Below are 19,245 nucleotides of genomic sequence, written 5' to 3'. Positions count from 1 at the left end.
GGGCGCCGACTGCAAGGACATCGGATGTCAATGTCGATCCCGTCGATCCCCTCGCCGCTTTCCCCGGCCTATCACGCCTGGGTGCGCCCGGTCGCACAGGCTTCGTTCTGGCTGTCACTGCTGCTGACGATCTACTTCGTGCTGCAGGGACTGGTGCTGTGGCCGCTGCAGAACCTCAGGCTGTGGCGCCTGGTGGAAAGCGAAGTGCAGCAACAGCAGCTGCACAGCCTGGTCTGGCTGCTGGCGCACCCGGTGGCCGCGTCAATGGTCGTCGCGCTGTTGTGCCTGGCCTCGACCGTGTCCAGCTGGGGCCTGCTGCGTGAACGTCGCTGGGGCCTGTGGAGCTTCGTGGTACTGCTGCTGCTGAGTGCCCTGACCAACTTCGCAGCCGCCTGGTGGCTGGACCTGTTCATGGGCGACCTCATTCCGCTGCTGGCCGATGACCCGGCCCTGCTGCAGGAGCTGCAGCTGAAACGCTGGCTGATCACGCTGACCGTGGTCGGCATGTCGTTCGTGCTTCTCGGCCTGCAGGGCTGGCTGGCCTGGCGACTGCTGCGTCCCGACGTGCGCGCGCGCTTCCACTGAGTTCTTCCGGGCGTGGGCCAGGGCCTCCGGCAGCACCCGGCGTTTTGCCTTTGATCGTCAAGGAGACGACATGCTCTCACTCGCACCGTACCGCCACTGGCTGGCCTGGGCGTTGCTGCTGGCCACGCCGGTGGCCGCGGCACAGTCACCGCAATGCGGCCTGTTCAAGGCCGACGAAGGCAGCAGCACGCTGCGCGTCAGCTCATCCAACCGTGGCGAGCAGAAGCACTTCGGCAGCGCACCGACCCCGGTCGCGTTCCAGCAGATCGAAGGCAAGCTGCAGCTGGTGAATCTGGAATATGGCCTGCCCAGCGCGCTGCAGGTGCGCGACCGTGGCCGCACCCTCGAGGTGGACGGCACGGTCTACAGCCTGCAGGCCCCTGCACAGTGCGCCGCAGCCGCCGCGCCGGCTGCGGGCAGCTGCCTGGCCGATGCGGCGGCCTGCCTGGACAACCGCCACGAGGCGACCCCCACCGCGCTGGCAGCGGCGTGCCGGGAAGGCGTGCCCGGCATGTGCCTGCAGCTGGCCGATCGCTGGCATGACGAGGCCAGGGCGCCGGCCACGCCGGATGAGGCGCAGCAACAGGCCATCCTCGATACCGCACTGGCCGGCATCGAACTGCCTGTGCCGTGCCGGAATGGCGGCTTCAGCAACGAGACACCGGCCTGTGCAGCGGCGCTGGAAGCGGATCCGGCGCTGCAGGAGCAGATCGTCAAGGCCGCGATGGGTGCGGCGATGGTCGAAGCCGTGAGCTCCGTGCTGTCACCCTCCACGCCGGTGGTGGTGCCGGCCGCGCAGCGCCAGCAGCTGTTGCAGTTGTGCCAGCAGGTCGGCCATGGCGGCTTCTGCAGCCGCGTGGCCGAGCTCTCGTGGGAATCCGGCGACCCCTTGCAGGCGGTGCAGGCACTGGCCACAGCGTGCGCGCCCGGCAATGACAGCGCCGCCTGTGAGCGCCTGCCTGCGTTGCAGGCGCTGGGCGCCTCGTTGCGGCCGCAGCCGGCTACGGCGCTGCCCTGCGGCACCTTCCGCGCCGCAGGTGGCCTGGTGGATACGCTGGACTTCGGCGATGCAGGACGGGTCGGCATCGGCTGGGACAGCCAGCTGCGTGCCCGTGTCGAAGACGGCGACGTCCGCATCCGCCACGACAAGGGCGGCGACTTCGTGCTGCGGCCGTTGCCCGGCGGCCAGCTGCTGGGCCTGGACACGTGGACACGCTTCCAGGTGTTCGTGCCGACCGGCGGGGGCGCGAGCACCTGCAGCCCGCCGAAACACTACACGGTGCTGCCGCTGCCGCAGGACTGCCCGCAGGCGCTGGCCAGCGGCGGTGCCGAAGCCTGCTGCGCGCAGGGCAAGCTGCAGGGCTGCAACATTCTTGGCAACCGTCTTGCGCTGTCCGGGCAGTGGCGACAGGCGGCAGAGCACTACACCACCGTGTGCCGTGCCGGCGTGCGCGAGGGCTGCGAGAACCTGGTCGCAGCGCAGGGCCGCAGCAGCGACGTCGACGCCCATGCGACGCTGGAGCGGCTGTGCGCCGCCGACCGCAGCGGGCGCCACGTCGCCTGCGATGTGCTGGACACCGGAAACTGGAGCGCCCTGGAGCTGGGTCGCGTCCTGCAGGAGGCGGTGGACGAAGCGACGGCCGAGGACGCTCCGGCGCCGCGCACTTCCAATCGCAAGCGCTGAGCCTGCCAGGGCCTGTCCGCAGCGTTGGCCGGGCCCTGCGGTAAAGTACGCGCCATGAACGAATTCGAGCGCGTTCGCGCCTACCTCACCGAGCTGCAGGACCGCATCTGTGCGGCGATCGAGGCCGTCGATGGCCGGGCCCGCTTCCAGGAAGACCTGTGGCAGCGTGCCGAGGGCGGTGGCGGGCGTACCCGCGTGCTGCGCGACGGTGCGGTGTTCGAGCAGGCCGGCATCGGCTTCTCCGACGTCGCTGGCAGCCGCCTGCCGCCGTCGGCCTCGGCCAACCGCCCGGAACTGGCGGGCGCCTCCTGGCGCGCCACCGGCGTGTCGCTGGTGTTCCACCCGCTCAACCCGTACGTGCCGACCACCCATGCCAACGTGCGCTTCTTCCAGGCGCAGCGCGACGGTGAAGTGGTAGCCAGCTGGTTCGGCGGCGGCTTCGACCTGACCCCGTTCTATCCGTTCGACGAGGACGTGCAGCACTGGCACCGGGTCGCACGCGATCTGTGTGCGCCGTTCGGCGACGAACGCTACGCCGCGCACAAGCGCTGGTGCGACGAATACTTCTTCCTGCGTCATCGCAACGAAACGCGCGGCGTCGGCGGTCTGTTCTTCGACGACCTGCACGGCGATTTCGAGCGCGATTTCGATTATCTGCGCGCGGTCGGCGACGGCTTCCTCGATGCGTACCTGCCGATCGTGCAGCAGCGCAAGGACACCCCGCATGGCGAACGCGAACGCGAGTTCCAGCTGTACCGCCGCGGCCGCTACGTGGAATTCAACCTGGTCTACGACCGCGGCACCCTGTTCGGGCTGCAGAGCGGTGGCCGCAGCGAAAGCATCCTGATGAGCCTGCCGCCGCGGGTGCGCTGGGAATACGGCTTCTCGCCTGAACCCGGCAGTGCCGAATCGCGCCTGGCCGACTACCTGGTGCCACGCGACTGGCTGTGAGGGGCGGCCTGGTCGTGCCGGCCCTGGGCTCGGCGCTACACGTCAGGTGCTCTTCCGCGCGATGATCGTGATGTGCCCGGTCGTCTCCAGCAGGGCGATCTTCACGTCCTCGATCTGCAGCCCGCCCTGCTGGCGCAGCGCGGCGTCGAAATCTGCACGGCTGATCAGTTCGCGGCGGAGAACGCCCTCCAACAGCCGGCCATCACGCGCGATCACGGTGGGCTCTCCTTCGATCATCCGCTCCATGCGCCGATTCCGGGTGGTCAACCAGCCCACCCCATAGTTCAGCACGATCAGGGTGGCCGCCAGCAGCAGGCCACCGCCCAGCGAGGTGTCAGTGCCCAGCAGCGCGTTCTGCACCGCGTTGCCCAGCAGCACGATCAGCAGCACGTCGAAGGGCGTGATCTGCCCCAGAGCCCGCTTGCCGCCCAGCCGGACCATGCCCAGCACCACCACATAGACCACCACCGCGCGCAGGATGAATTCCCACCACGGCATCGCCAGTGCGAACAGATCGGGCATCGTCTTCCCCTGCGGAGCGGTGGCCCCAGCCTAGCACCTGGGGTCAGATCCCTTTGCCCGTCGGGCAAAGGGATCTGACCCCATCCGAGGTTCCGGCGACACAAATAAAAAGCCCCGCTGACCAGGGGGAGGTCAACGGGGCCGGGGAACGGGCACTTGGGGAGGAGTCCCCGTTCCGAGATCTGCTCCAGGGGATGGGAGAGATCCACAACAGGCATTGCGCCTGTCGGGAGTTATAGAAGCACTCCGAACACTAACGGTTCGTGAAGGGGCCCCATTTAATGAAATTCAATCGGGGCAACATTCATGGTCGAGTCAGAAACCCCCGACTCATGAACACATTCACGTCGTTTTCGGCCTGAAATGCCGTCAGTGCGCTTCGTCCCAGTTGTTGCCGACGCCCGTGTCGACCACCAGAGGCACCCGCAGTTTCGCCGCTTGCGACATGCGCTCCACCACCTGCAAACGCAAGTCTTCCACGAAACTGCTTTCGGTTTCGAACACCAGTTCATCGTGCACCTGCAGGATCATCCGTGCCGGTGCCCCGCTGTCGCGCAGCCACTGGTCCACATTCACCATTGCACGCTTGATGATGTCGGCGGCGGTGCCCTGCATCGGCGCGTTGATCGCGGCGCGCTCGGCCCCGGCACGCAGGCCCTGGTTGCGGGCGTGGATGTCGTTCAGGTACAGGCGGCGGCCGAACAGGGTTTCCACATAGCCCTGGTCACGGGCCTGCTGGCGCATCCGCTCCATGAAGTCGCGCACGCCCGGGTAGCGGCTGAAGTACAGCGCCACATAGTCCTGCGCCTGGCCCCGGTCGATGCCCAGGTTGCGGGCCAGGCCGAAGGCGCTCATGCCGTACATCAGGCCGAAGTTGATCGCCTTGGCGGCGCGGCGCTCGTTCGGGGTCACCTCCTCCAGCGTGCGCCCGAACACCTCGGCGGCGGTGGCACGGTGCACGTCGGCGCCCTGCTCGAAGGCGCGCACCAGGCCCGGATCCTCGGACAGGTGCGCCATGATCCGCAGCTCGATCTGCGAATAGTCAGCGGCCAGCAGCTGGCAGCCTTCCGGCGCCACGAACGCGCGACGGATGCGGCGGCCGTCCTCGGTGCGGATCGGGATGTTCTGCAGGTTCGGGTCCGACGAGGACAGGCGGCCGGTAGCGGCGCCGGACTGGTGGTAGCTGGTGTGCACCCGACCCGTGTCCGGATTGACCATCTCCGGCAGCTTGTCGGTGTAGGTGCTGCGCAGCTTGGCCAACCCGCGGTAGTCGAGGATCACCCGCGGCAGTTCGTGCTGGTCGGCAATCGCTTCCAGCGCCTCTTCGTTGGTGCTGGGCTGGCCCTTCGGGGTCTTCACCACCGCCGGCAGCTTCAGCTCGTCGAACAGCACCGCCTGCAGCTGCTTGGGCGAATCCAGGTTGAAGCTGCGCCCGGCCAGCTCGGTGGCCTTCTGCTGCGCGGCCAGCATGCGCGAGGACAGGTCCTGGCTCTGGCGGCGCAGTTCGTCGGTGTCGATCCGCACGCCGTTGGCTTCGATCGTGGTCAGCACCGGCACCAGCGGCATCTCGATGGTGCGGTACACGCTGTCCAGCGCCGGCTCGGCCAGCAGCTGCGGCTGCAGCGCGCGATGCAGGCGCAGGGTGATGTCGGCGTCCTCCGCCGCATAGCGGCTGGCTTCGTCGATGCCCACCTGCGAGAACGGAATCTGCTTGGCACCCTTGCCGGCCACGTCCTCGAACTTGAGGGTGCTGTAGCCCAGGTAACGCAGGGCCAGCGAATCCATGTCGTGGCGGGTGGCGGTGGAGTTGAGCACGAAGCTCTCGAGCATGGTGTCGTCGTGGTAGCCCTGCACCTCCACGCCGTGGCGGCGCAGCACATGCAGGTCGTACTTGCCATGCTGGCCCAGCTTCTTCTTCGCCGGGTCCTGCAGCACCGGGCGCAGCGCATCCAGCACCTGCTGCATCGGCAGCTGGGCCGGCGCGCCGGGGTAATCGTGGCCGACCGGAATGTAGGCCGCCCTGCCCGGCTCGACCGCCAGGCTGATGCCGACCAGGCGCGCGCGCATCGCATCCAGTGCGTCGGTCTCGGTGTCGAAGCTGATCAGCTCGGCCTGCTGCAGGCGTTCGATCCAGGCCTGCAGCTGCCCGCTGGTCAGCACGGTCTCGTATTCACCCGGCGCGGACAGTGCCGGATCCAGCGTGCCGGCGGCGGGCGCCTCGACGCTGCCACGCGCGAAGCCGGCCGCAGTGCCGCGCAAGCTCGGGGTTGCCTCGCTGGCCGCTGCCGGCGCCGGCACAGGCGCGCCCAGCTCCTTCAGGGCCTGGGTGAAACCGTAACGCGTATACAGCTCGGTCAGCGCCGGCACATCCTGCTCGCGCAGCGCCAGCGTGGTCGGGCTGGCCTCCAGTTCCACATCGGTGCGGATCGTCACCAACTCGCGGTTCAGCGGCAGGCGTTCCAGTGCAGCGCGCAGGTTCTCGCCGATCTTGCCCTTCATGGTCGGCGCGGCCGCCATCACCCCGTCCAGGTGCTGGTACTCGGCCAGCCACTTGGCGGCGGTCTTCGGCCCGCACTTCTCCACGCCCGGCACGTTGTCGACCGCGTCGCCCATCAGCGCCAGCAGGTCGATGATCTGATCGGCGCGCACGCCGAACTTGTCCATCACCGCCGCGTCGGAATCCATGCGGCTGCCGGTCATGGTGTTGACCAGCTCGATGCCCGGCCGCACCAGCTGGGCGAAGTCCTTGTCGCCGGTGGAGATGGTCACCTTCAGGTCCTGCGCCAGGCCCTGCAGCGCAAGCGTGCCGATCACATCGTCGGCTTCCACGCCGGGGATGCGCAGGATGCTGATGCCCAGCGCTTCGACGATGCGGCACATCGGCTCGACCTGGCTGCGCAGTTCATCGGGCATCGGCGGGCGGTTGGCCTTGTACTGGTCGTACAGGTCATCACGGAAGGTCTTGCCGGGCGCATCGACCACGAACGCGACGTAGGCCGGGCGCTCCTTCAGCGTCGAACGCAGCATGTTGACCACGCCGAACAGCGCGCCGGTGGGTTCACCCTGTGCATTGGACAGGGGCGGCAGCGCGTGGAACGCGCGGTACAGGTAACTGGACCCGTCGATCAGGACTAATCTGCTCATGCGCCGATTCTACGCGCCCGTGCCTGCACCGCGGCGACACGGCGCGCACACCGCGATGGGGCATAATCAGGGCTCTTTCCAGGCAAAGGCCCCCGCCGATGAAGACCCTGATGCTGGCTTCCCTGCTCCTGCTCGCTGGCTGCGCCAGCATGGGTGGCGCGGGTGCTCCCCCGGTGGACGTCAAGGGCGCGGATGTGTCCAGGCGTACCATGGACAACGGCGATGTCATCGAGGAATACCGTGTGTCCGGCCAGCTGCGCATGGTCAAGGTGACCCCGTCGCGCGGTGCCCCGTTCTACATGTACGACAAGAACGGCGATGGCCGATTCGACAACGACAAGGATGGCGTGTCGCCGGTCTACTGGAAGCTGTACAGCTGGTGAGGTGACCGGGTCGGATCCCTGCGATCCAGTAGATCCACGCCATGCGTGGATTCACCCCAGCCCCCTACAAAAAACAACGCCGGCACGCATCCTGCGCACCGGCGTCGGGTCCCCTCCCCGGGGAACGCTTCAATCAGCGGGTATGGATCAGCGGATGACCAGTACCGGCAGCGTGCTGCGTGCCAGCACCTCGGCAGTCTGGCTGCCCAGCAGTACACGGGTCACGCCACGGCGGCCGTGCGAGGTCATCACGATCAGGTCGCTGTTGCGCTCGGCCGCCGTCTCGATGATGCCGTCGGCCGCGTAGCGGTCCAGCACGTGCACCGGGTTGGCCGTGATGCCCTGCTCGGCGGCCTTGGCCAGCGCCGGCTGCAGCACCTTCTGCGCGCCCTCCTCGCGGTCAGCCTTGTATTCCGGGCTGTTCATGTAGCCCACGCTCCAGCCCATGGCGTCATACATGCCCACGGCCCACGGCTCGGACACGGTCACGATATCGACCTCGGCATTGAGGTCCTTGGCCAGCTCCAGGCCCTTGGCCAGGCCCTTGTCGGCCAGCTCGGACCCGTCGGTGGCAATCAGGATGCGCTTGTACATGGTGGGGCTCCGTGGCGGTCTGCCAGATGGGAACGCCACCATTGCACACCGGATGTGGAGGCGGCGCCTTGAGCAGGATCAATCCGGCGCCGTGCAGCGGCCCGTGCGCGCCACTCGCTTGCCCGCCCCCCTTCTGTAGAGCCGAGCCCATGCTCGGCTTCGGATGCATGAGCCGAGCATGACTCGGCTCCACATTTTCCGCCCTCAGGCGATCTGCACCACGCGTGCGTTCTGGCACAGGGGGTAGCTGCCCACGAATTCAGCGATCGCATCGCGCATCGCCTCGAACGATTGGCCGTACATGTACAGCGCGGTCTCGCTCGGGCCCTGCCACCAGCTGCAGATCTCGCCAAGGCCATCAATGCGCTCGGACAGCTGCTCGAACACGTGGTTGGAATCGCACTGTTCGTAGACCTCGTCCGGCAGGTTCAGGCCATCCAGGTAGATGCCCAGGCCCGCGGTCACGCCGAAGCTGCGATCGGCTTCGCCTGCCCCCTGGATCTTCGACCCCTTCGGCGCACCCAGCTGCTCCAGCAGGTCGATCAGCTTGGGCACGCCATCGGCATCGACCAGCGCCACTTCGATATCGCCGTATTCGACCTCACCCAGATCGGACATCGCCGTGCCGCCGCCGGTGATCTCGCCGACATTGGCCGCCTGCAGCAGCGCATCGAGTGGGTCCTCGAACAGTTCGTGGCGATGTTCGGGCTGCAGCCGGGCATTCAACGTCACGGTGACGTGCAGCGCGGGTTCGGTCATGGGAGCGTTCCTGAAAGAAGTGCCGCCTATTGTAGAGCCGAGCCCATGCTCGGCTGCTTTCCCGCCAGAAGCAGCCGAGCATGGGCTCGGCTCCACAACAGCCCGTCAGCGCAGGTACGGGGTCACCTTGCGCTTGAGCAGCTCCACCAGCACCGGGTCCATGTACTCGTAGTCATCCGGGATATCCAGGCAGATCACTCGCTTCTCCTTCAGCCACGGCTTGTAGCGGCTGGACAGCCGGTTGCGGTGCGCCTTCTCCATCACGAACACCAGGTCGGCCCACTGCAGCAGCTCGGGGCTGAGCACTTCCTCGGCGTCGGCCAGCAACCCGGCTGAGGCGGTCTCGATGCCCGGCCAATCGGCGAAGACCTGCTCGGCGGTGGGGCTGCGCAGGCGGTTCTGGCTGCAGAGGAAGAGCACGTTGCGGGTCATGAGCGCAGCCTAATCGGGGTCGGATCCCTTTTCCAACGGAAAGGGATCCGACCCCTCGGCGGTGATCAGATCACCGTCAGGTTGGCGTAGGCCATCACCAGCCACTTGCTGCCGACGTCGGCGAATTCGACCTGCACGCGGGCGTGGGCGCCGTTGCCTTCGTAGTCGGTCACCATGCCTTCGCCGAACTTGGGATGGGTGACCAGTGCGCCGAGCTTGATCGGTGGCAACTCGATGGAGGCATGGCCCATCACCCGGCTGCTGCCCAGCGAGGCCGGTCGCGAGACCTGCACCTTCGGGCGCACTTCGTGCAGCAGCTCGCGCGGAATCTCGCGCAGGAAGCGCGACGGCAGGCTGTAGTTGTCCTGGCCGTGGATGCGGCGCGATTCGGCATAGCTCAGCACTAGTTTCTGGCGCGCGCGGGTAATGCCCACGTAGGCCAGCCGACGCTCTTCTTCCAGACGCCCACTTTCCTCCAGCGAACGTGCGCTGGGGAACAGGCCTTCCTCCAGGCCGGCCAGGAACACCAGCGGGAATTCCAGGCCCTTGGCCGAGTGCAGGGTCATCAGCTGCACACCATCCTCGCCGGCCTGCGCCTGGCCTTCACCGGCCTCCAGCGCGGCATAGGCCAGGAACGCGACCAGCTCGTCCATGTCCTCGCCCACTTCCTCGATGTCGTCGGCGCGGCGCACGAAGCGCGAGGCGACCGAGACCAGTTCGTCGAGGTTGTCGGTGCGCGATTCGGAGTCCAGCGCGTTGCGGCTTTCCTTGCTCCAGTGCTCGCGCAGCTGCGAGCGGGCCAGCACGTGGTCCACGCGCTCGGCCAGGGTCATGTGCACGGTCTGCGCCTGCAGCTCGTTGACCAGCCCCAGGAAGCCGGCCAGCGCATTGCGCGCGCGTGCGGCCAGCGCGTTGCCCTGGGTGACCAGCATGGTCGCTTCCCACAACGAAATGCCCTGCGCGCGCGCCTCGCGGCGCACTTCGTCCAGCGTGCGGTCGCCGATGCCACGTGTCGGGGTGTTGACCGCGCGCTCGAAGGCGGCGTCATCGTTGCGGTTGGACAGCAGGCGCAGGTAGGCCAGCGCATCCTTGATTTCGGCGCGCTCGAAGAAGCGCATGCCGCCATACACGCGGTACGGCACCTGTTCGCTCAGCAGCGCTTCTTCCAGCGCGCGCGACTGCGCGTTGCTGCGATAGAGCACGGCCACTTCGGTGTAACTGCCACCGTCGCGCACCCACTGGCGGGCGCGCTCGACGATGTAGCGCGCCTCGTCCATCTCGTTGTACGCGGCGTACAGGTCGATCGGCTCGCCGTCACCGCTGTCGGTCCACAGCTGCTTGCCGATGCGATCCGGGTTGTGCGCGATCACCGCGTTGGCGGCGCCGAGGATGTTGGCGGTGGAGCGGTAGTTCTGCTCCAGGCGGATGGTCTGTGCGCCCGGGAAGTCGCGCAGGAAGCCCTGCACGTTCTCGACCTTGGCACCGCGCCAGCCGTAGATGGCCTGGTCATCGTCGCCGACCACGAACACGTGGCCGGAATCGCCGGCCAGCACGCGCACGAAGGCGTACTGGATGGCGTTGGTGTCCTGGAACTCGTCCACCAGGATTTCGCGGAAGCGCGCGCGGTAATGCGCCAGCAGGGCCGGGTTGTCGCGCAGCAGTTCATGCGCGCGCAGCAGCAGCTCGGCGAAGTCGACCAGGCCAGCGCGGTCGCAGCGTGCCTGGTACTCGATGTAGGCCTGGCGCATGGTTTCCAGCCACGCATCGTGCGGTTCGGGCTGGATGTGCTGCGGGCGGCGGCCTTCGTCCTTCTGCGCGTTGATCCACCACGCGATCTGCTTGGGCGGGTACTTGCCGTCGTCCAGCTCCAGCGCCTGCACCACGCGCTTGACAAGCCGCAGCTGGTCGTCCGAGTCCATCACCTGGAAGCCTTCTGGCAGCTTGGCGTCCTGCCAGTGCAGGCGCAGCAGGCGGTTGGCCAGTCCGTGGAAGGTACCGATCCACATGCCACGGCTGCCATGGGGCAGCTGGGCGTCGATGCGGTGGCGCATTTCGCCGGCCGCCTTGTTGGTGAAGGTCACCGCGAAAATGCCGTGGGTCGGCACGCCATCGACTTCATGCAGCCAGGCGATGCGGTGGGTGAGTACGCGGGTCTTGCCGGAACCGGCACCGGCCAGCACCAGGTGGTGGCCGGGGGGAGCGGAGACGGCTTCGCGCTGGGCCGGGTTCAGGCCATCAAGCAGGTGGGAGACATCCATGCCTCCATTTTACGGCATCGCCGTCGCGGCTCCTGCGACCACCTGGCTGGCCAGCGCCTGCGCCTGCTGACGCAGTTCAGGCACCGCCAGGCTTTCCCACAGGCTGCCGATGCGCAGGCTGCCGAGCACGCCCAGCCGTGCCTGCGGCTGGCCACCGGCAGCACGCAGGCGGTCGCCCGGCACCGTGCTGTCCAGGCCCAGCCCATGCGGCCCGGGGCGGGCCAGGCCCTCGGCCTGCAGCTGCTGCAGCAACGGATTGCGCAGCGCACTGGCGCGGGTTTCCACGCCGGTGGCGTTGACCACGCCGCCGATCGTCCAGTGCTGTTCATTGCCGTTGGCATCGCGACCCGACAGCCGCAGGGCATCGCCTTCGCGGCCGACGCGTTGCAGGCGGGACCGGTGAATGCGCAGTTGGCCGCTTTCGATCAGCGCCTGCAGCTGTGCGTCGACCTCTTCGGCGATGCGGTGGCGGTGCACGTCCCAGTAGCGCACCACATGGCGCAGGAAGCGGCGCTGGTCGGCCGCGTCAAGGCTGCACCACAGCGCCTGCCCGTGCGGACGGATGCGGTCCATCACGCCCTGCCACGGCAGGCCGTCGGCCTGCGCCTGGCGCGCGAACCCGCGCAACGCGCGCAGGCGCTGGCGCAGGCTCATCGGCAGCAGCGCAGCCGGGTCGAACGTGGGCAGGCCACCATGCGCATGCGGAAGCGGCAGCAGGCCATGGCGCGAGATCACGTGCAGCGGGCCGGTGTGGCCGGCGGCAACCAGCGCCAGCACGGTGTCGGCCATGCTCAGGCCGGAGCCGACGATGGCCACGGCCTGCTCACCGGCCAGGGTACGCACGCCGTCGTAGTCCCAGGCCTCGATCACATCATCGGCGGGCAGTGCCTCGGCACCGGCCACCGGCAGCGGCCGCATGCTGTTGCCGGTGGCGAGCACCGCCTGCACGGCGTGCAGCGTCTGGGCATCGCCAAGTGTCAGCCGGTAGCCATGGTCATCCGGCTGCAGGCCCAGCACCGGCTGCGCGATCACCTGCAGCTGCGCCGGGCTGGCCGCAGCGGCCTCCTGCAGGCGCTGCTGCAGGTAGGCCGCAAAGTAGTGGCGGCATACGTAACGCTCGCCCAGCACCTCGCGCGCCTCGCCCGGGTAGGCGTTGGCGGCCATCAGGTAGTCGAGGAAATCGCCAGGCTGGTCGGCAAACGCACTCATCTTCGCCGCCGGCACGTTCAGCAGGTGCTCCGGCCACGGCGTGGCATAGGCGATGCCCTGGGCCAGCTGCGAGGCGGGTTCGAAGATGGCAATCGCCAGCGGCGCCTGGGCCTGGCGCAACACCTGGATCGCCACCAGCACCCCGGCCGCACCACCGCCGATGATTGCCAGGTCCAGTTCGCCATTACGCGGTGAATCAGTCATGCGCCGATTGTAGGCCATCGGCGATGACGGGCCGGGTTGCCGAAGCGGGCGATTGCCGCCATCTCACATCAACGCATCGGCCAGACGTGCGATGCCTTCGCGGCTGCGCCGCCACGTGGGGCGGCTGCGCCATTGCTGCAGGTCCAGCTGCCGCGACTCGCGCAGGTAGCCATCCTCGATCGCACACAGCTGCTGCACCAGCGCGCGGTCGTAGCAGACCAGGCCGATTTCGGCATTCAGCGCGAATGAGCGGATGTCCATGTTGATCGAGCCGAGCACGGCGATGTCCTCGTCCACGCTCATGTGCTTGGCATGCAGGAACTGCGGCTCGTACAGCGCGATGCGCACGCCACAGCGCAGCAGCTCGTCGTAGTAGGCCTCCTGCGCCCACGACGTCAGCCGCTGGTTGTTGCTGGCCGAGAGGATCAGCTGCACCTGCACGCCGGACAAGGCCGCAATGCGCAACGCACTGAGCGTGGCTTCGTCAGGCACGAAATACGGCGTGACCATCACCAGCCGTCGCCGTGCCAGGTGGATCAGCGCCGCCACCGCATCACGCGCGTTGCTGTACGGATAGGCCGGGCCGCTGGGCAGCAGCTGGGTGGCGATGTCGTCGCTGCACTCGGGCACATCGGCGATGACGTCCAGGCGCTGGCCGGTTTCCATGTACCAGTCGCTGGCGAAGACCGCTTCCAGGTGCGCCACTGCCGGGCCACGCACGCGCGCCACCAGCTCGCGGTTCGGGTGGCCGGGCACGAACTGCGGGCCGGCCAGGTTCTGCGAACCGACATAGGCCACTTCGTTGTCGATCACCGCGATCTTGCGATGGTTGCGCAGATCCATACGCCCGCTGCGGCGCCAGCGCAGGCCACCGGGCAGCATCGCGCGTACCTCGATGTCGCGCGCCTGCAGGCGCTTGCGATAGGCGCGCAGGCCGCGCTTGGCACCCACCGCATCCAGCAGCACGCGGCACTGCACGCCCCGTGCAGCCGCACGCTGCAGTGCCTCGACGATAGCCTCGCCGACCGCGTCGTCGAACATCAGGTAGTACAGCAGGTGCACCCGGTCTTCGGCCTGGTCGATGTCGGCGATCAGCGTGTGCAGCGATTCGTCGTAGTCGGTCAGCAGATCGACGGCGTTGCCGTGCACCGGCATGAAATCGCCCTGGCGCTGCACCAGCGGCACGATTTCGGCGCTGGCGGTGTCCGGCTGCGGTGTCCAGCGCAGGCGATGCTGCAGCGCCTGTTCCTCGCGGATGACCTGCGAGGCCTCGGCCTGGCGGCGGATGCGCTCTCGCGACAGCCACGGGTGGCCAAACAGCAGGTACAGCGGCAGGCCCAGCAGCGGCACGAAGCCGACCAGCAGCAGCCAGCTGCGTGCCGCCCCCGGCGTGGTGCGGGTGGGAATCCAGCACAGCGCGACCAGCCGGATCAGCCAGTCGATCAGCAGCAGGTAGGAACCCAGCAACCACTCGAACAGCATCGTGTCGCCCGTCGGGAGGTGATGGGCCATTCTGCCCAGCGGCCTTTGTAGAGTCGAGCCATGCTCGACTGCCTTTCGGCCCGACAGCGGAGCAGCCGAGCGTGGGCTCGGCTCTACAAGGGAGAGCCTCAATGCCGCACTGGCACCTCGCATAGCTGCCGCACCGATTCGGCGTGACGGCGGCCGTTGAGCGCCATGCAGGCGATCGCCTGCGCGGCCCGCTCCAGCTGTGCCTTTGGAAGCGGCGACGGCGCACCGTTGGCCAGTGCCAGATGGTGATCGCACAGCAGCAGCGCCATGCCCTCGATGCCTTGCAACATGCGCTGCAGGCGCAGCCAGCCCAGTTCCAGGTCCTGGCGGTGTGATGGGGTGTTCATGCAACCTCCTTCAACGGATCTGGCCACCGGTGAAGGCGGCGGACGATGCGTGGTTGCAATACCGGGGAACAAGCAACGGAAACCAAACCGGCGGGCACGCGGCCCCCACGCACCGCCCGCCATAAGGCAGAGCGGGTCGCCAGCCGCTGCACACGCAGAGACAGCGGCTGGCGAATTTACCGTTACTCGATTCCTCGGGATTGCAAGCCCGACCGCTGCAACCGCAGCGGCTCGCCATCATGGGCACGGCCACGCCCGTCGTTCCAATCGATTTGAACAGCGCGAGGCGCCGGAACCAGTAGGAAGAATCACTTATCGCAATCGGCCCTTCGCTCCAGGCATGGTGCCATTGGCGACAGCGTGCGCAGGGACTGCCCAGTGCCGACCAACGGTCGGCACCCACCACGGCAATGCAGGAAGTTCCCACCACCCGAATGCCAGACATGAAAAAACCCGCCACAAGGGCGGGTTTCTTCGCGGGGATCAGCAATCCGTGCGGATTACTTGATCTTGCCTTCCTTGTACAGGACGTGCTTGCGCACGACCGGATCGTACTTCAGGAATTCCATCTTCCCCGGGGTGTTCTTCTTGTTCTTGTCCGTGGTGTAGAAGTGGCCGGTACCGGCCGAGGAAATCATACGGACCTTATCGCGCTTGCCTGCCATGATGCTTTACTCCTCAGACCTTTTCGCCGCGCGCACGCAGCTCAGCCAGAACGGAATCAATGCCGTTCTTGTCGATGGTGCGCAGTGCATGCGCGGAAACACGAAGCTTGACCCAGCGGTTCTCGCTGGCCACCCAGAAACGGCGCTCGTGCAGATTCGGCAGGAAACGACGACGGGTCTTGTTGTTGGCGTGCGAGACGTTGTTACCCGTCTGCACTCGCTTGCCGGAAACCTGGCATACGCGGGACATTGCGCACCTCGATAGTAGTAGTTGTCAGCCCGTAGCCCGGGAGACGGCGGCCTCGATGGTTGCCCACCACACGTCAAGAGAATCAAAGGGTTACGCTGGCGTTGGGCGGCCGGGGACGTGCTCCCGGGGACGCCGCCCGGTAGAAAACCGGACACAGCGAGCCGCGCATTATGCACCGGTTCAAGCACTTGCGCAAGTTACCCACAGGCGGGGACTGAACCGGCAGGACCGGGGGCACTCCGCCAACCGGCATACTGGCCCGGACCACTGCGGAGCTTCCCATGCGGCTGCTGGCCCTGACCTACGGAACCGAAGGCGACACACGTCCCCTGGCCATGCTCTGCCATGGGCTGATCGGCGCGGGCCACGAGGTGACGCTACTGGCCGATGGCGGCACCTTGGGCAGCGCGCAGGCCCTGGATGTGCCCCACGCGGCCCTTGAGGGTGACATCCATGACGACGTGGTCGCCCTGGTCTCGCGTGGCAACGGCGTTGCCGCCGCCAGTACCGGCCTGGCACGGATGGCGCTGCAGCATGTCAGCAGCTGGATGCGCCAAGCCGATGCCGCCGCCGAAGGCTGCGATGCGATTCTGACCGGTGGCCTGGCGGCCTTCGTCGGCATGAGCGTGGGCGAACGCCGCAGGATTCCCGTCATCGGCAGCGGCATGATTCCGCTGACCCCGACGCGGGCCTTCCGCTCTCCGTTCCTGCCACCGGGACGCTCGCCGGGCTGGTTGAACCGCGCCAGCTATGGGCTGGTCAACGGCCTGATCTGGCGCCAGTTCCGCCGGCCGATCAACGCGGCACGCCAGCAGTTGGGGCAATCGCCGCGCCGCGCGCTGTGGTCCGGCCTGCCGATGCTCTATGGCATCTCACCGCAGCTGCTGCCGCTACCGGCGGACTGGCCGGCCGACCACATCGTCTGTGGCCAATGGCGGCTTCCTGATGCGCCCTGGACGCCCCCGGCCGATCTGCGGGTCTTCCTTGATGCCGGCCCGCCGCCGGTCTACCTGGGCTTCGGCAGCATGACCGGCTTTGATCGCGAACGCGTGCTGCCGGCCCTGCTGCAGGCGCTGGCGCCACGCCGGGTGCTGCTGTTTCCTGGCTGGGTGGGACTGCCTGCGATGCGCTTGCCCGATTCGGTCTTCGTACTGGGGCCGACCCCACACGAAGCGCTGTTCCCGCGTTGCGCACTCGCCATCCACCACGGTGGCAGCGGCACCACGCATTCGGCCTGCCGGGCCGGCATTCCCTCGCTGGTGATGCCGTTCGCTGCGGATCAGTTCTTCTGGGCCGATCGCCTGTGTCGGTTGGGCGTGGCACCGGCACCGTTGTCACCGAAGCGACTGGATGCAGCAACGCTGGCAGCAGCCATCACCTTCGCAGAAGCCGACGCAGTACGCGCACGCGCGGCGGCCCTGGGCGTGGCGATGAGCGATGAAGACGGGGTGGCCTGTGGCGTGGCGATGATCGAGCGCTGGTTACGGCCGATGTAACAGCGGGCAAGCCTCAGCGCAGGTGCGGAATCACCTGGGCCAGCAGATGGGCATCCTTGAGCGCACCGTGCAGGCCCCGGTTGCCGGGGATGCGCAGGCGCTGCAGCACATCGTCCAACTTGTTGCCCTGGCCGGGCCAGCGCCCGCGCGCCAGCTTCAGGCTGCAGGTGATGCGGCAGTGCTGGGCCAGCGTGCCGGGAATGCCGGCCAGGCGCAGCTCGTTGTCCAGGAAACCCACGTCGAAGGTGGCGTTGTGCGCGACCATCTCGCTGCCGCGCAGGAAGTCCAGCAGTTCAGCGGCCTTGCTGGAGAACAGCGGTTTGCCCACCAGCATTGCATCGCTGATGCCATGCACGCGCTGTGCGCCCCAGTCCACCTTGCGCTGCGGCTGCAGGTAGGTGTGGAACTGGCGGCCGCTGAGCTGGCCGTCGATCAGTTCGACGGCGCCGATTTCGATCACGCGGTGCCCCAGGCGGTGGGAGATGCCGGTGGTTTCGGTGTCCAGTGCGACGATGCGATTCATGCGTGGCGATGTTTCCTGTTGCGTGCCGCGATGATTTTCGCATGCCTGCAGCAGGAAGCCCTCCCTGTAGCCGAACCCGTGCTCGGCTCACGCGCGAAGCGCGGGCCTTGAGCGTTGGAGCGAGAAGCAGCCGAGCGTGGGCTCGGCTCTACAGGTGCGTGTGCATCACCCCAACGCTTCCACCACCCAATCGATGAACACCCGCAGCCGCTGGCTCATGTGCCGGTTCGGCGGGAACATCACATGCATCGGCATGGGTGGAAGCTGCCAGTCCTGCAGCAGCGGCAGCAATTCGCCGCGCGCCACGTGCGGCGCGGCCATGTAGCTGGGCAGCGCGACCACGCCCAGCCCCGCCAGCGCCGCCGCCAGATAGGCGTTGCCGTCGTCGAAACCGACCGTGTAGCGGCCCTGCACCTCGATGCGCTCATCGCCACGTTGCGCGCTGAACACGCGTGCGCGACCACTGCGCGGGCTGAGGAAGCCGACCATGTGGTGGTCCGGCCCTTCCAGCGCGCGCGGGTCGGTCGGCACGCCGAAACGCTTCACATAGCCGGGGCTGGCGTGGAAACCGATCGGCAGCGCCGCCAGCGGCCGCGCGACCAGTGCCGGGTCGGCCGGGGTGCCGCCGCGGATCACGCAGTCGACGTTGTCGGCGATGACGTCGACCTCGCGGTCACTGACGCCGATATCCAGCTGGATCTCCGGGTAGCGCGCCTGAAACTCCGGCAGCGCCGGTACCAGCCGCAGCCGCGCGTAAGGCCCCGGCACATCCACCCGCAGGCGGCCGCGCGGCTGGCTGGCTGCGTCACCCAGCCCGCCCTCCACCTCTTCCAGCTCGGCCAGCAGGCGGGCGATGCGCGGGTAGTAGGCCGCACCGTCGGCGGTGACGCTGACCCGGCGCGTGGTGCGGTTGAGCAGGCGCAGCCGCAGGTGTGCCTCCAGCTGCTGCACCAGCTGGGTGGCCGTGGTGCGGCTGATCTGCAGGGTCTGCGCCGCACGGGTGAAGCTGCCAGTCTCCACCACCCGGGCAAACGCCCGCATCGCGTCGAAACGGTCCATGGCTGGCCGTGATTGTTTGGAGTTGGCAATCAATCTAGGCCGATCATCGCGGTTTATCCAGACACCGCTGGCGGGGAGGATGGCGTCCTCTCCCACGGGATCTTCCCCATGTCACAGCGTGATGTCGTTTTCCCCGCCGGCCGCCAAGCGCTGTACGAGCGCAACCGCTACTCGCCGGCGATCCGATCCAACGGTTTCCTGTTCGTCTCCGGCCAGGTCGGCAGCCGCGAGGACGGCTCGCCCGAGCCGGACTTCGAAATGCAGGTGCGCCGCGCCTTCGAGAATCTCAATGTGGTGTTGGCTGCCGCAGGCTGCACGTTCGATGACGTGATCGACGTGACCGTGTTCCTGGTCGATCCGGAGAAGAACTTCGAGAAGGCCTGGGCGATCGTGCCCGAGTACTGGGGCCAGGCGCCGCACCCGACCCTGACCGGCATCGGTGTGACCTGGCTGTACGGGTTCCAGTTCGAGATCAAGGTGATCGCGAAGCTGCCGTGACCCGGGTAGTGGCGGCCCCGGGGCCGCCCCCCAACGCGGGGGGGTCAGAGCCCTTTCCGGAGGAAAGGGATCCGACCCCGCGCCCGGTCCACCTGAACGGGAGAATCCGACGGATTCCCGAAGCGGCCATTGATATTGTATCCGGCGAAAACCGCTTGCTAGCCTCCCTT

At 67.7% G+C, this 19,245-nt stretch carries 19 protein-coding genes; 6 read left to right on the top strand and 13 right to left on the bottom strand.

All coding sequences use genetic code 11. From position 1 onward, the window contains the following. The first annotated feature begins 24 nt into the window (after positions 1-24). The 3 genes from ROV93_RS15705 (at position 25) to hemF (ending at position 3,220) form a co-directional block, all read left to right on the top strand. Positions 25-585, top strand: a complete 561-nt coding sequence (locus tag ROV93_RS15705) for a hypothetical protein (RefSeq protein WP_072167803.1) — start codon at positions 25-27, stop codon at positions 583-585. 70 nt (positions 586-655) lie between these two features. Continuing rightward, entirely contained in the window at positions 656-2,269 is a 1,614-nt protein-coding gene (locus ROV93_RS15700) for a hypothetical protein (RefSeq protein WP_072167802.1), read from the top strand. 54 nt (positions 2,270-2,323) lie between these two features. Continuing rightward, a complete protein-coding gene (hemF, locus tag ROV93_RS15695) occupies positions 2,324-3,220 on the top strand; it encodes an oxygen-dependent coproporphyrinogen oxidase (RefSeq protein ID WP_072167801.1) in 897 nt (298 codons plus the stop codon). Between the two features lie 42 nt (positions 3,221-3,262). On the opposite strand, the gene ROV93_RS15690 is transcribed toward hemF, so the two are convergent. Together ROV93_RS15690 and polA are read right to left on the bottom strand one after the other, a co-directional pair. Continuing rightward, positions 3,263-3,742, bottom strand: a complete 480-nt coding sequence (locus tag ROV93_RS15690; protein ID WP_072167800.1) for a YetF domain-containing protein — start codon at positions 3,740-3,742, stop codon at positions 3,263-3,265. 369 nt (positions 3,743-4,111) lie between these two features. After that, positions 4,112-6,886, bottom strand: coding sequence for a DNA polymerase I (gene polA / locus ROV93_RS15685; protein ID WP_072167799.1), 2,775 nt, complete (start codon positions 6,884-6,886; stop codon positions 4,112-4,114). Between the two features lie 98 nt (positions 6,887-6,984). On the opposite strand from polA, the gene ROV93_RS15680 reads away from it, so the two are divergent. Then, the gene (locus tag ROV93_RS15680; protein ID WP_049443782.1) at positions 6,985-7,269 is read left to right on the top strand and encodes a DUF2782 domain-containing protein; all 285 of its coding nucleotides are present in this window, start codon (positions 6,985-6,987) and stop codon (positions 7,267-7,269) included. A gap of 147 nt (positions 7,270-7,416) precedes the next feature. On the opposite strand, the gene ROV93_RS15675 is transcribed toward ROV93_RS15680, so the two are convergent. From ROV93_RS15675 to rpmB, 9 genes are all read right to left on the bottom strand, one after another. Continuing rightward, entirely contained in the window at positions 7,417-7,863 is a 447-nt protein-coding gene (locus ROV93_RS15675) for a universal stress protein (RefSeq protein ID WP_005420335.1), read from the bottom strand. 204 nt (positions 7,864-8,067) lie between these two features. Then, complete coding sequence (locus ROV93_RS15670) at positions 8,068-8,622, bottom strand: hypothetical protein (protein WP_072167798.1); 555 nt, start codon at positions 8,620-8,622, stop codon at positions 8,068-8,070. Positions 8,623-8,727: 105 nt separating this feature from the next. Then, positions 8,728-9,054, bottom strand: coding sequence for a low molecular weight protein tyrosine phosphatase family protein (locus ROV93_RS15665; RefSeq protein ID WP_072167797.1), 327 nt, complete (start codon positions 9,052-9,054; stop codon positions 8,728-8,730). A gap of 65 nt (positions 9,055-9,119) precedes the next feature. Then, positions 9,120-11,312: a DNA helicase II gene (gene uvrD / locus ROV93_RS15660; protein ID WP_180890621.1), complete on the bottom strand. Its 2,193-nt coding sequence runs from the start codon at positions 11,310-11,312 to the stop codon at positions 9,120-9,122. Between the two features lie 9 nt (positions 11,313-11,321). Continuing rightward, a complete protein-coding gene (locus tag ROV93_RS15655) occupies positions 11,322-12,743 on the bottom strand; it encodes an FAD/NAD(P)-binding protein (protein WP_072167796.1) in 1,422 nt (473 codons plus the stop codon). A gap of 45 nt (positions 12,744-12,788) precedes the next feature. Continuing rightward, positions 12,789-14,207, bottom strand: coding sequence for a cardiolipin synthase (cls, locus tag ROV93_RS15650; RefSeq protein WP_014648869.1), 1,419 nt, complete (start codon positions 14,205-14,207; stop codon positions 12,789-12,791). A gap of 128 nt (positions 14,208-14,335) precedes the next feature. Continuing rightward, positions 14,336-14,584 (bottom strand): hypothetical protein, encoded by a 249-nt coding sequence (locus ROV93_RS15645; RefSeq protein ID WP_072167795.1) that lies wholly within the window; start codon positions 14,582-14,584, stop codon positions 14,336-14,338. Positions 14,585-15,084: 500 nt separating this feature from the next. Beyond that, on the bottom strand, positions 15,085-15,252 hold the full coding sequence (rpmG, locus tag ROV93_RS15640) for a 50S ribosomal protein L33 (protein ID WP_169411268.1): 168 nt from the start codon (positions 15,250-15,252) through the stop codon (positions 15,085-15,087). A gap of 10 nt (positions 15,253-15,262) precedes the next feature. Further along, a complete protein-coding gene (gene rpmB, locus ROV93_RS15635; protein WP_005411638.1) occupies positions 15,263-15,499 on the bottom strand; it encodes a 50S ribosomal protein L28 in 237 nt (78 codons plus the stop codon). 281 nt (positions 15,500-15,780) lie between these two features. Here rpmB and ROV93_RS15630 point away from each other — a divergent pair, with 281 nt between their 5' ends. Continuing rightward, entirely contained in the window at positions 15,781-16,995 is a 1,215-nt protein-coding gene (locus tag ROV93_RS15630; RefSeq protein ID WP_072167794.1) for a glycosyltransferase, read from the top strand. Positions 16,996-17,008: 13 nt separating this feature from the next. Here ROV93_RS15630 and dnaQ read toward each other — a convergent pair whose 3' ends face one another. Then, the gene (dnaQ, locus tag ROV93_RS15625; protein WP_005420353.1) at positions 17,009-17,518 is read right to left on the bottom strand and encodes a DNA polymerase III subunit epsilon; all 510 of its coding nucleotides are present in this window, start codon (positions 17,516-17,518) and stop codon (positions 17,009-17,011) included. A 165-nt stretch (positions 17,519-17,683) separates the two neighbouring features. Then, positions 17,684-18,577: a LysR family transcriptional regulator gene (locus tag ROV93_RS15620; RefSeq protein WP_072167793.1), complete on the bottom strand. Its 894-nt coding sequence runs from the start codon at positions 18,575-18,577 to the stop codon at positions 17,684-17,686. Between the two features lie 108 nt (positions 18,578-18,685). Between ROV93_RS15620 and ROV93_RS15615 the strand changes: the two genes are divergently transcribed. Next, positions 18,686-19,075 (top strand): RidA family protein, encoded by a 390-nt coding sequence (locus tag ROV93_RS15615; RefSeq protein WP_072167792.1) that lies wholly within the window; start codon positions 18,686-18,688, stop codon positions 19,073-19,075. Positions 19,076-19,245 lie beyond the last annotated feature (170 nt).

This window comes from Stenotrophomonas maltophilia group sp. msm4, assembly GCF_032025605.1.
Lineage (GTDB): Bacteria > Pseudomonadota > Gammaproteobacteria > Xanthomonadales > Xanthomonadaceae > Stenotrophomonas > Stenotrophomonas sepilia.
This window is presented reverse-complemented; position numbering and strand designations above follow the sequence as displayed.

Bases quoted from the DNA above. Each gene is read 5' to 3' on its own strand.
- ROV93_RS15655 (WP_072167796.1), bottom strand. From the start codon at position 12,743: ATGGCCTACAATCGGCGCATGACTGATTCACCGCGTAATGGCGAACTG.
- ROV93_RS15620 (WP_072167793.1), bottom strand. From the start codon at position 18,577: ATGGACCGTTTCGACGCGATGCGGGCGTTTGCCCGGGTGGTGGAGACT.
- cls (WP_014648869.1), bottom strand. From the start codon at position 14,207: ATGCTGTTCGAGTGGTTGCTGGGTTCCTACCTGCTGCTGATCGACTGG.
- hemF (WP_072167801.1), top strand. From the start codon at position 2,324: ATGAACGAATTCGAGCGCGTTCGCGCCTACCTCACCGAGCTGCAGGAC.
- ROV93_RS15665 (WP_072167797.1), bottom strand. From the start codon at position 9,054: ATGACCCGCAACGTGCTCTTCCTCTGCAGCCAGAACCGCCTGCGCAGC.
- polA (WP_072167799.1), bottom strand. From the start codon at position 6,886: ATGAGCAGATTAGTCCTGATCGACGGGTCCAGTTACCTGTACCGCGCG.
- uvrD (WP_180890621.1), bottom strand. From the start codon at position 11,312: ATGGATGTCTCCCACCTGCTTGATGGCCTGAACCCGGCCCAGCGCGAA.
- ROV93_RS15630 (WP_072167794.1), top strand. From the start codon at position 15,781: ATGCGGCTGCTGGCCCTGACCTACGGAACCGAAGGCGACACACGTCCC.
- ROV93_RS15645 (WP_072167795.1), bottom strand. From the start codon at position 14,584: ATGAACACCCCATCACACCGCCAGGACCTGGAACTGGGCTGGCTGCGC.
- ROV93_RS15705 (WP_072167803.1), top strand. From the start codon at position 25: ATGTCAATGTCGATCCCGTCGATCCCCTCGCCGCTTTCCCCGGCCTAT.
- ROV93_RS15670 (WP_072167798.1), bottom strand. From the start codon at position 8,622: ATGACCGAACCCGCGCTGCACGTCACCGTGACGTTGAATGCCCGGCTG.
- dnaQ (WP_005420353.1), bottom strand. From the start codon at position 17,518: ATGAATCGCATCGTCGCACTGGACACCGAAACCACCGGCATCTCCCAC.
- rpmB (WP_005411638.1), bottom strand. From the start codon at position 15,499: ATGTCCCGCGTATGCCAGGTTTCCGGCAAGCGAGTGCAGACGGGTAAC.
- ROV93_RS15700 (WP_072167802.1), top strand. From the start codon at position 656: ATGCTCTCACTCGCACCGTACCGCCACTGGCTGGCCTGGGCGTTGCTG.
- ROV93_RS15615 (WP_072167792.1), top strand. From the start codon at position 18,686: ATGTCACAGCGTGATGTCGTTTTCCCCGCCGGCCGCCAAGCGCTGTAC.
- ROV93_RS15675 (WP_005420335.1), bottom strand. From the start codon at position 7,863: ATGTACAAGCGCATCCTGATTGCCACCGACGGGTCCGAGCTGGCCGAC.
- ROV93_RS15680 (WP_049443782.1), top strand. From the start codon at position 6,985: ATGAAGACCCTGATGCTGGCTTCCCTGCTCCTGCTCGCTGGCTGCGCC.
- ROV93_RS15690 (WP_072167800.1), bottom strand. From the start codon at position 3,742: ATGCCCGATCTGTTCGCACTGGCGATGCCGTGGTGGGAATTCATCCTG.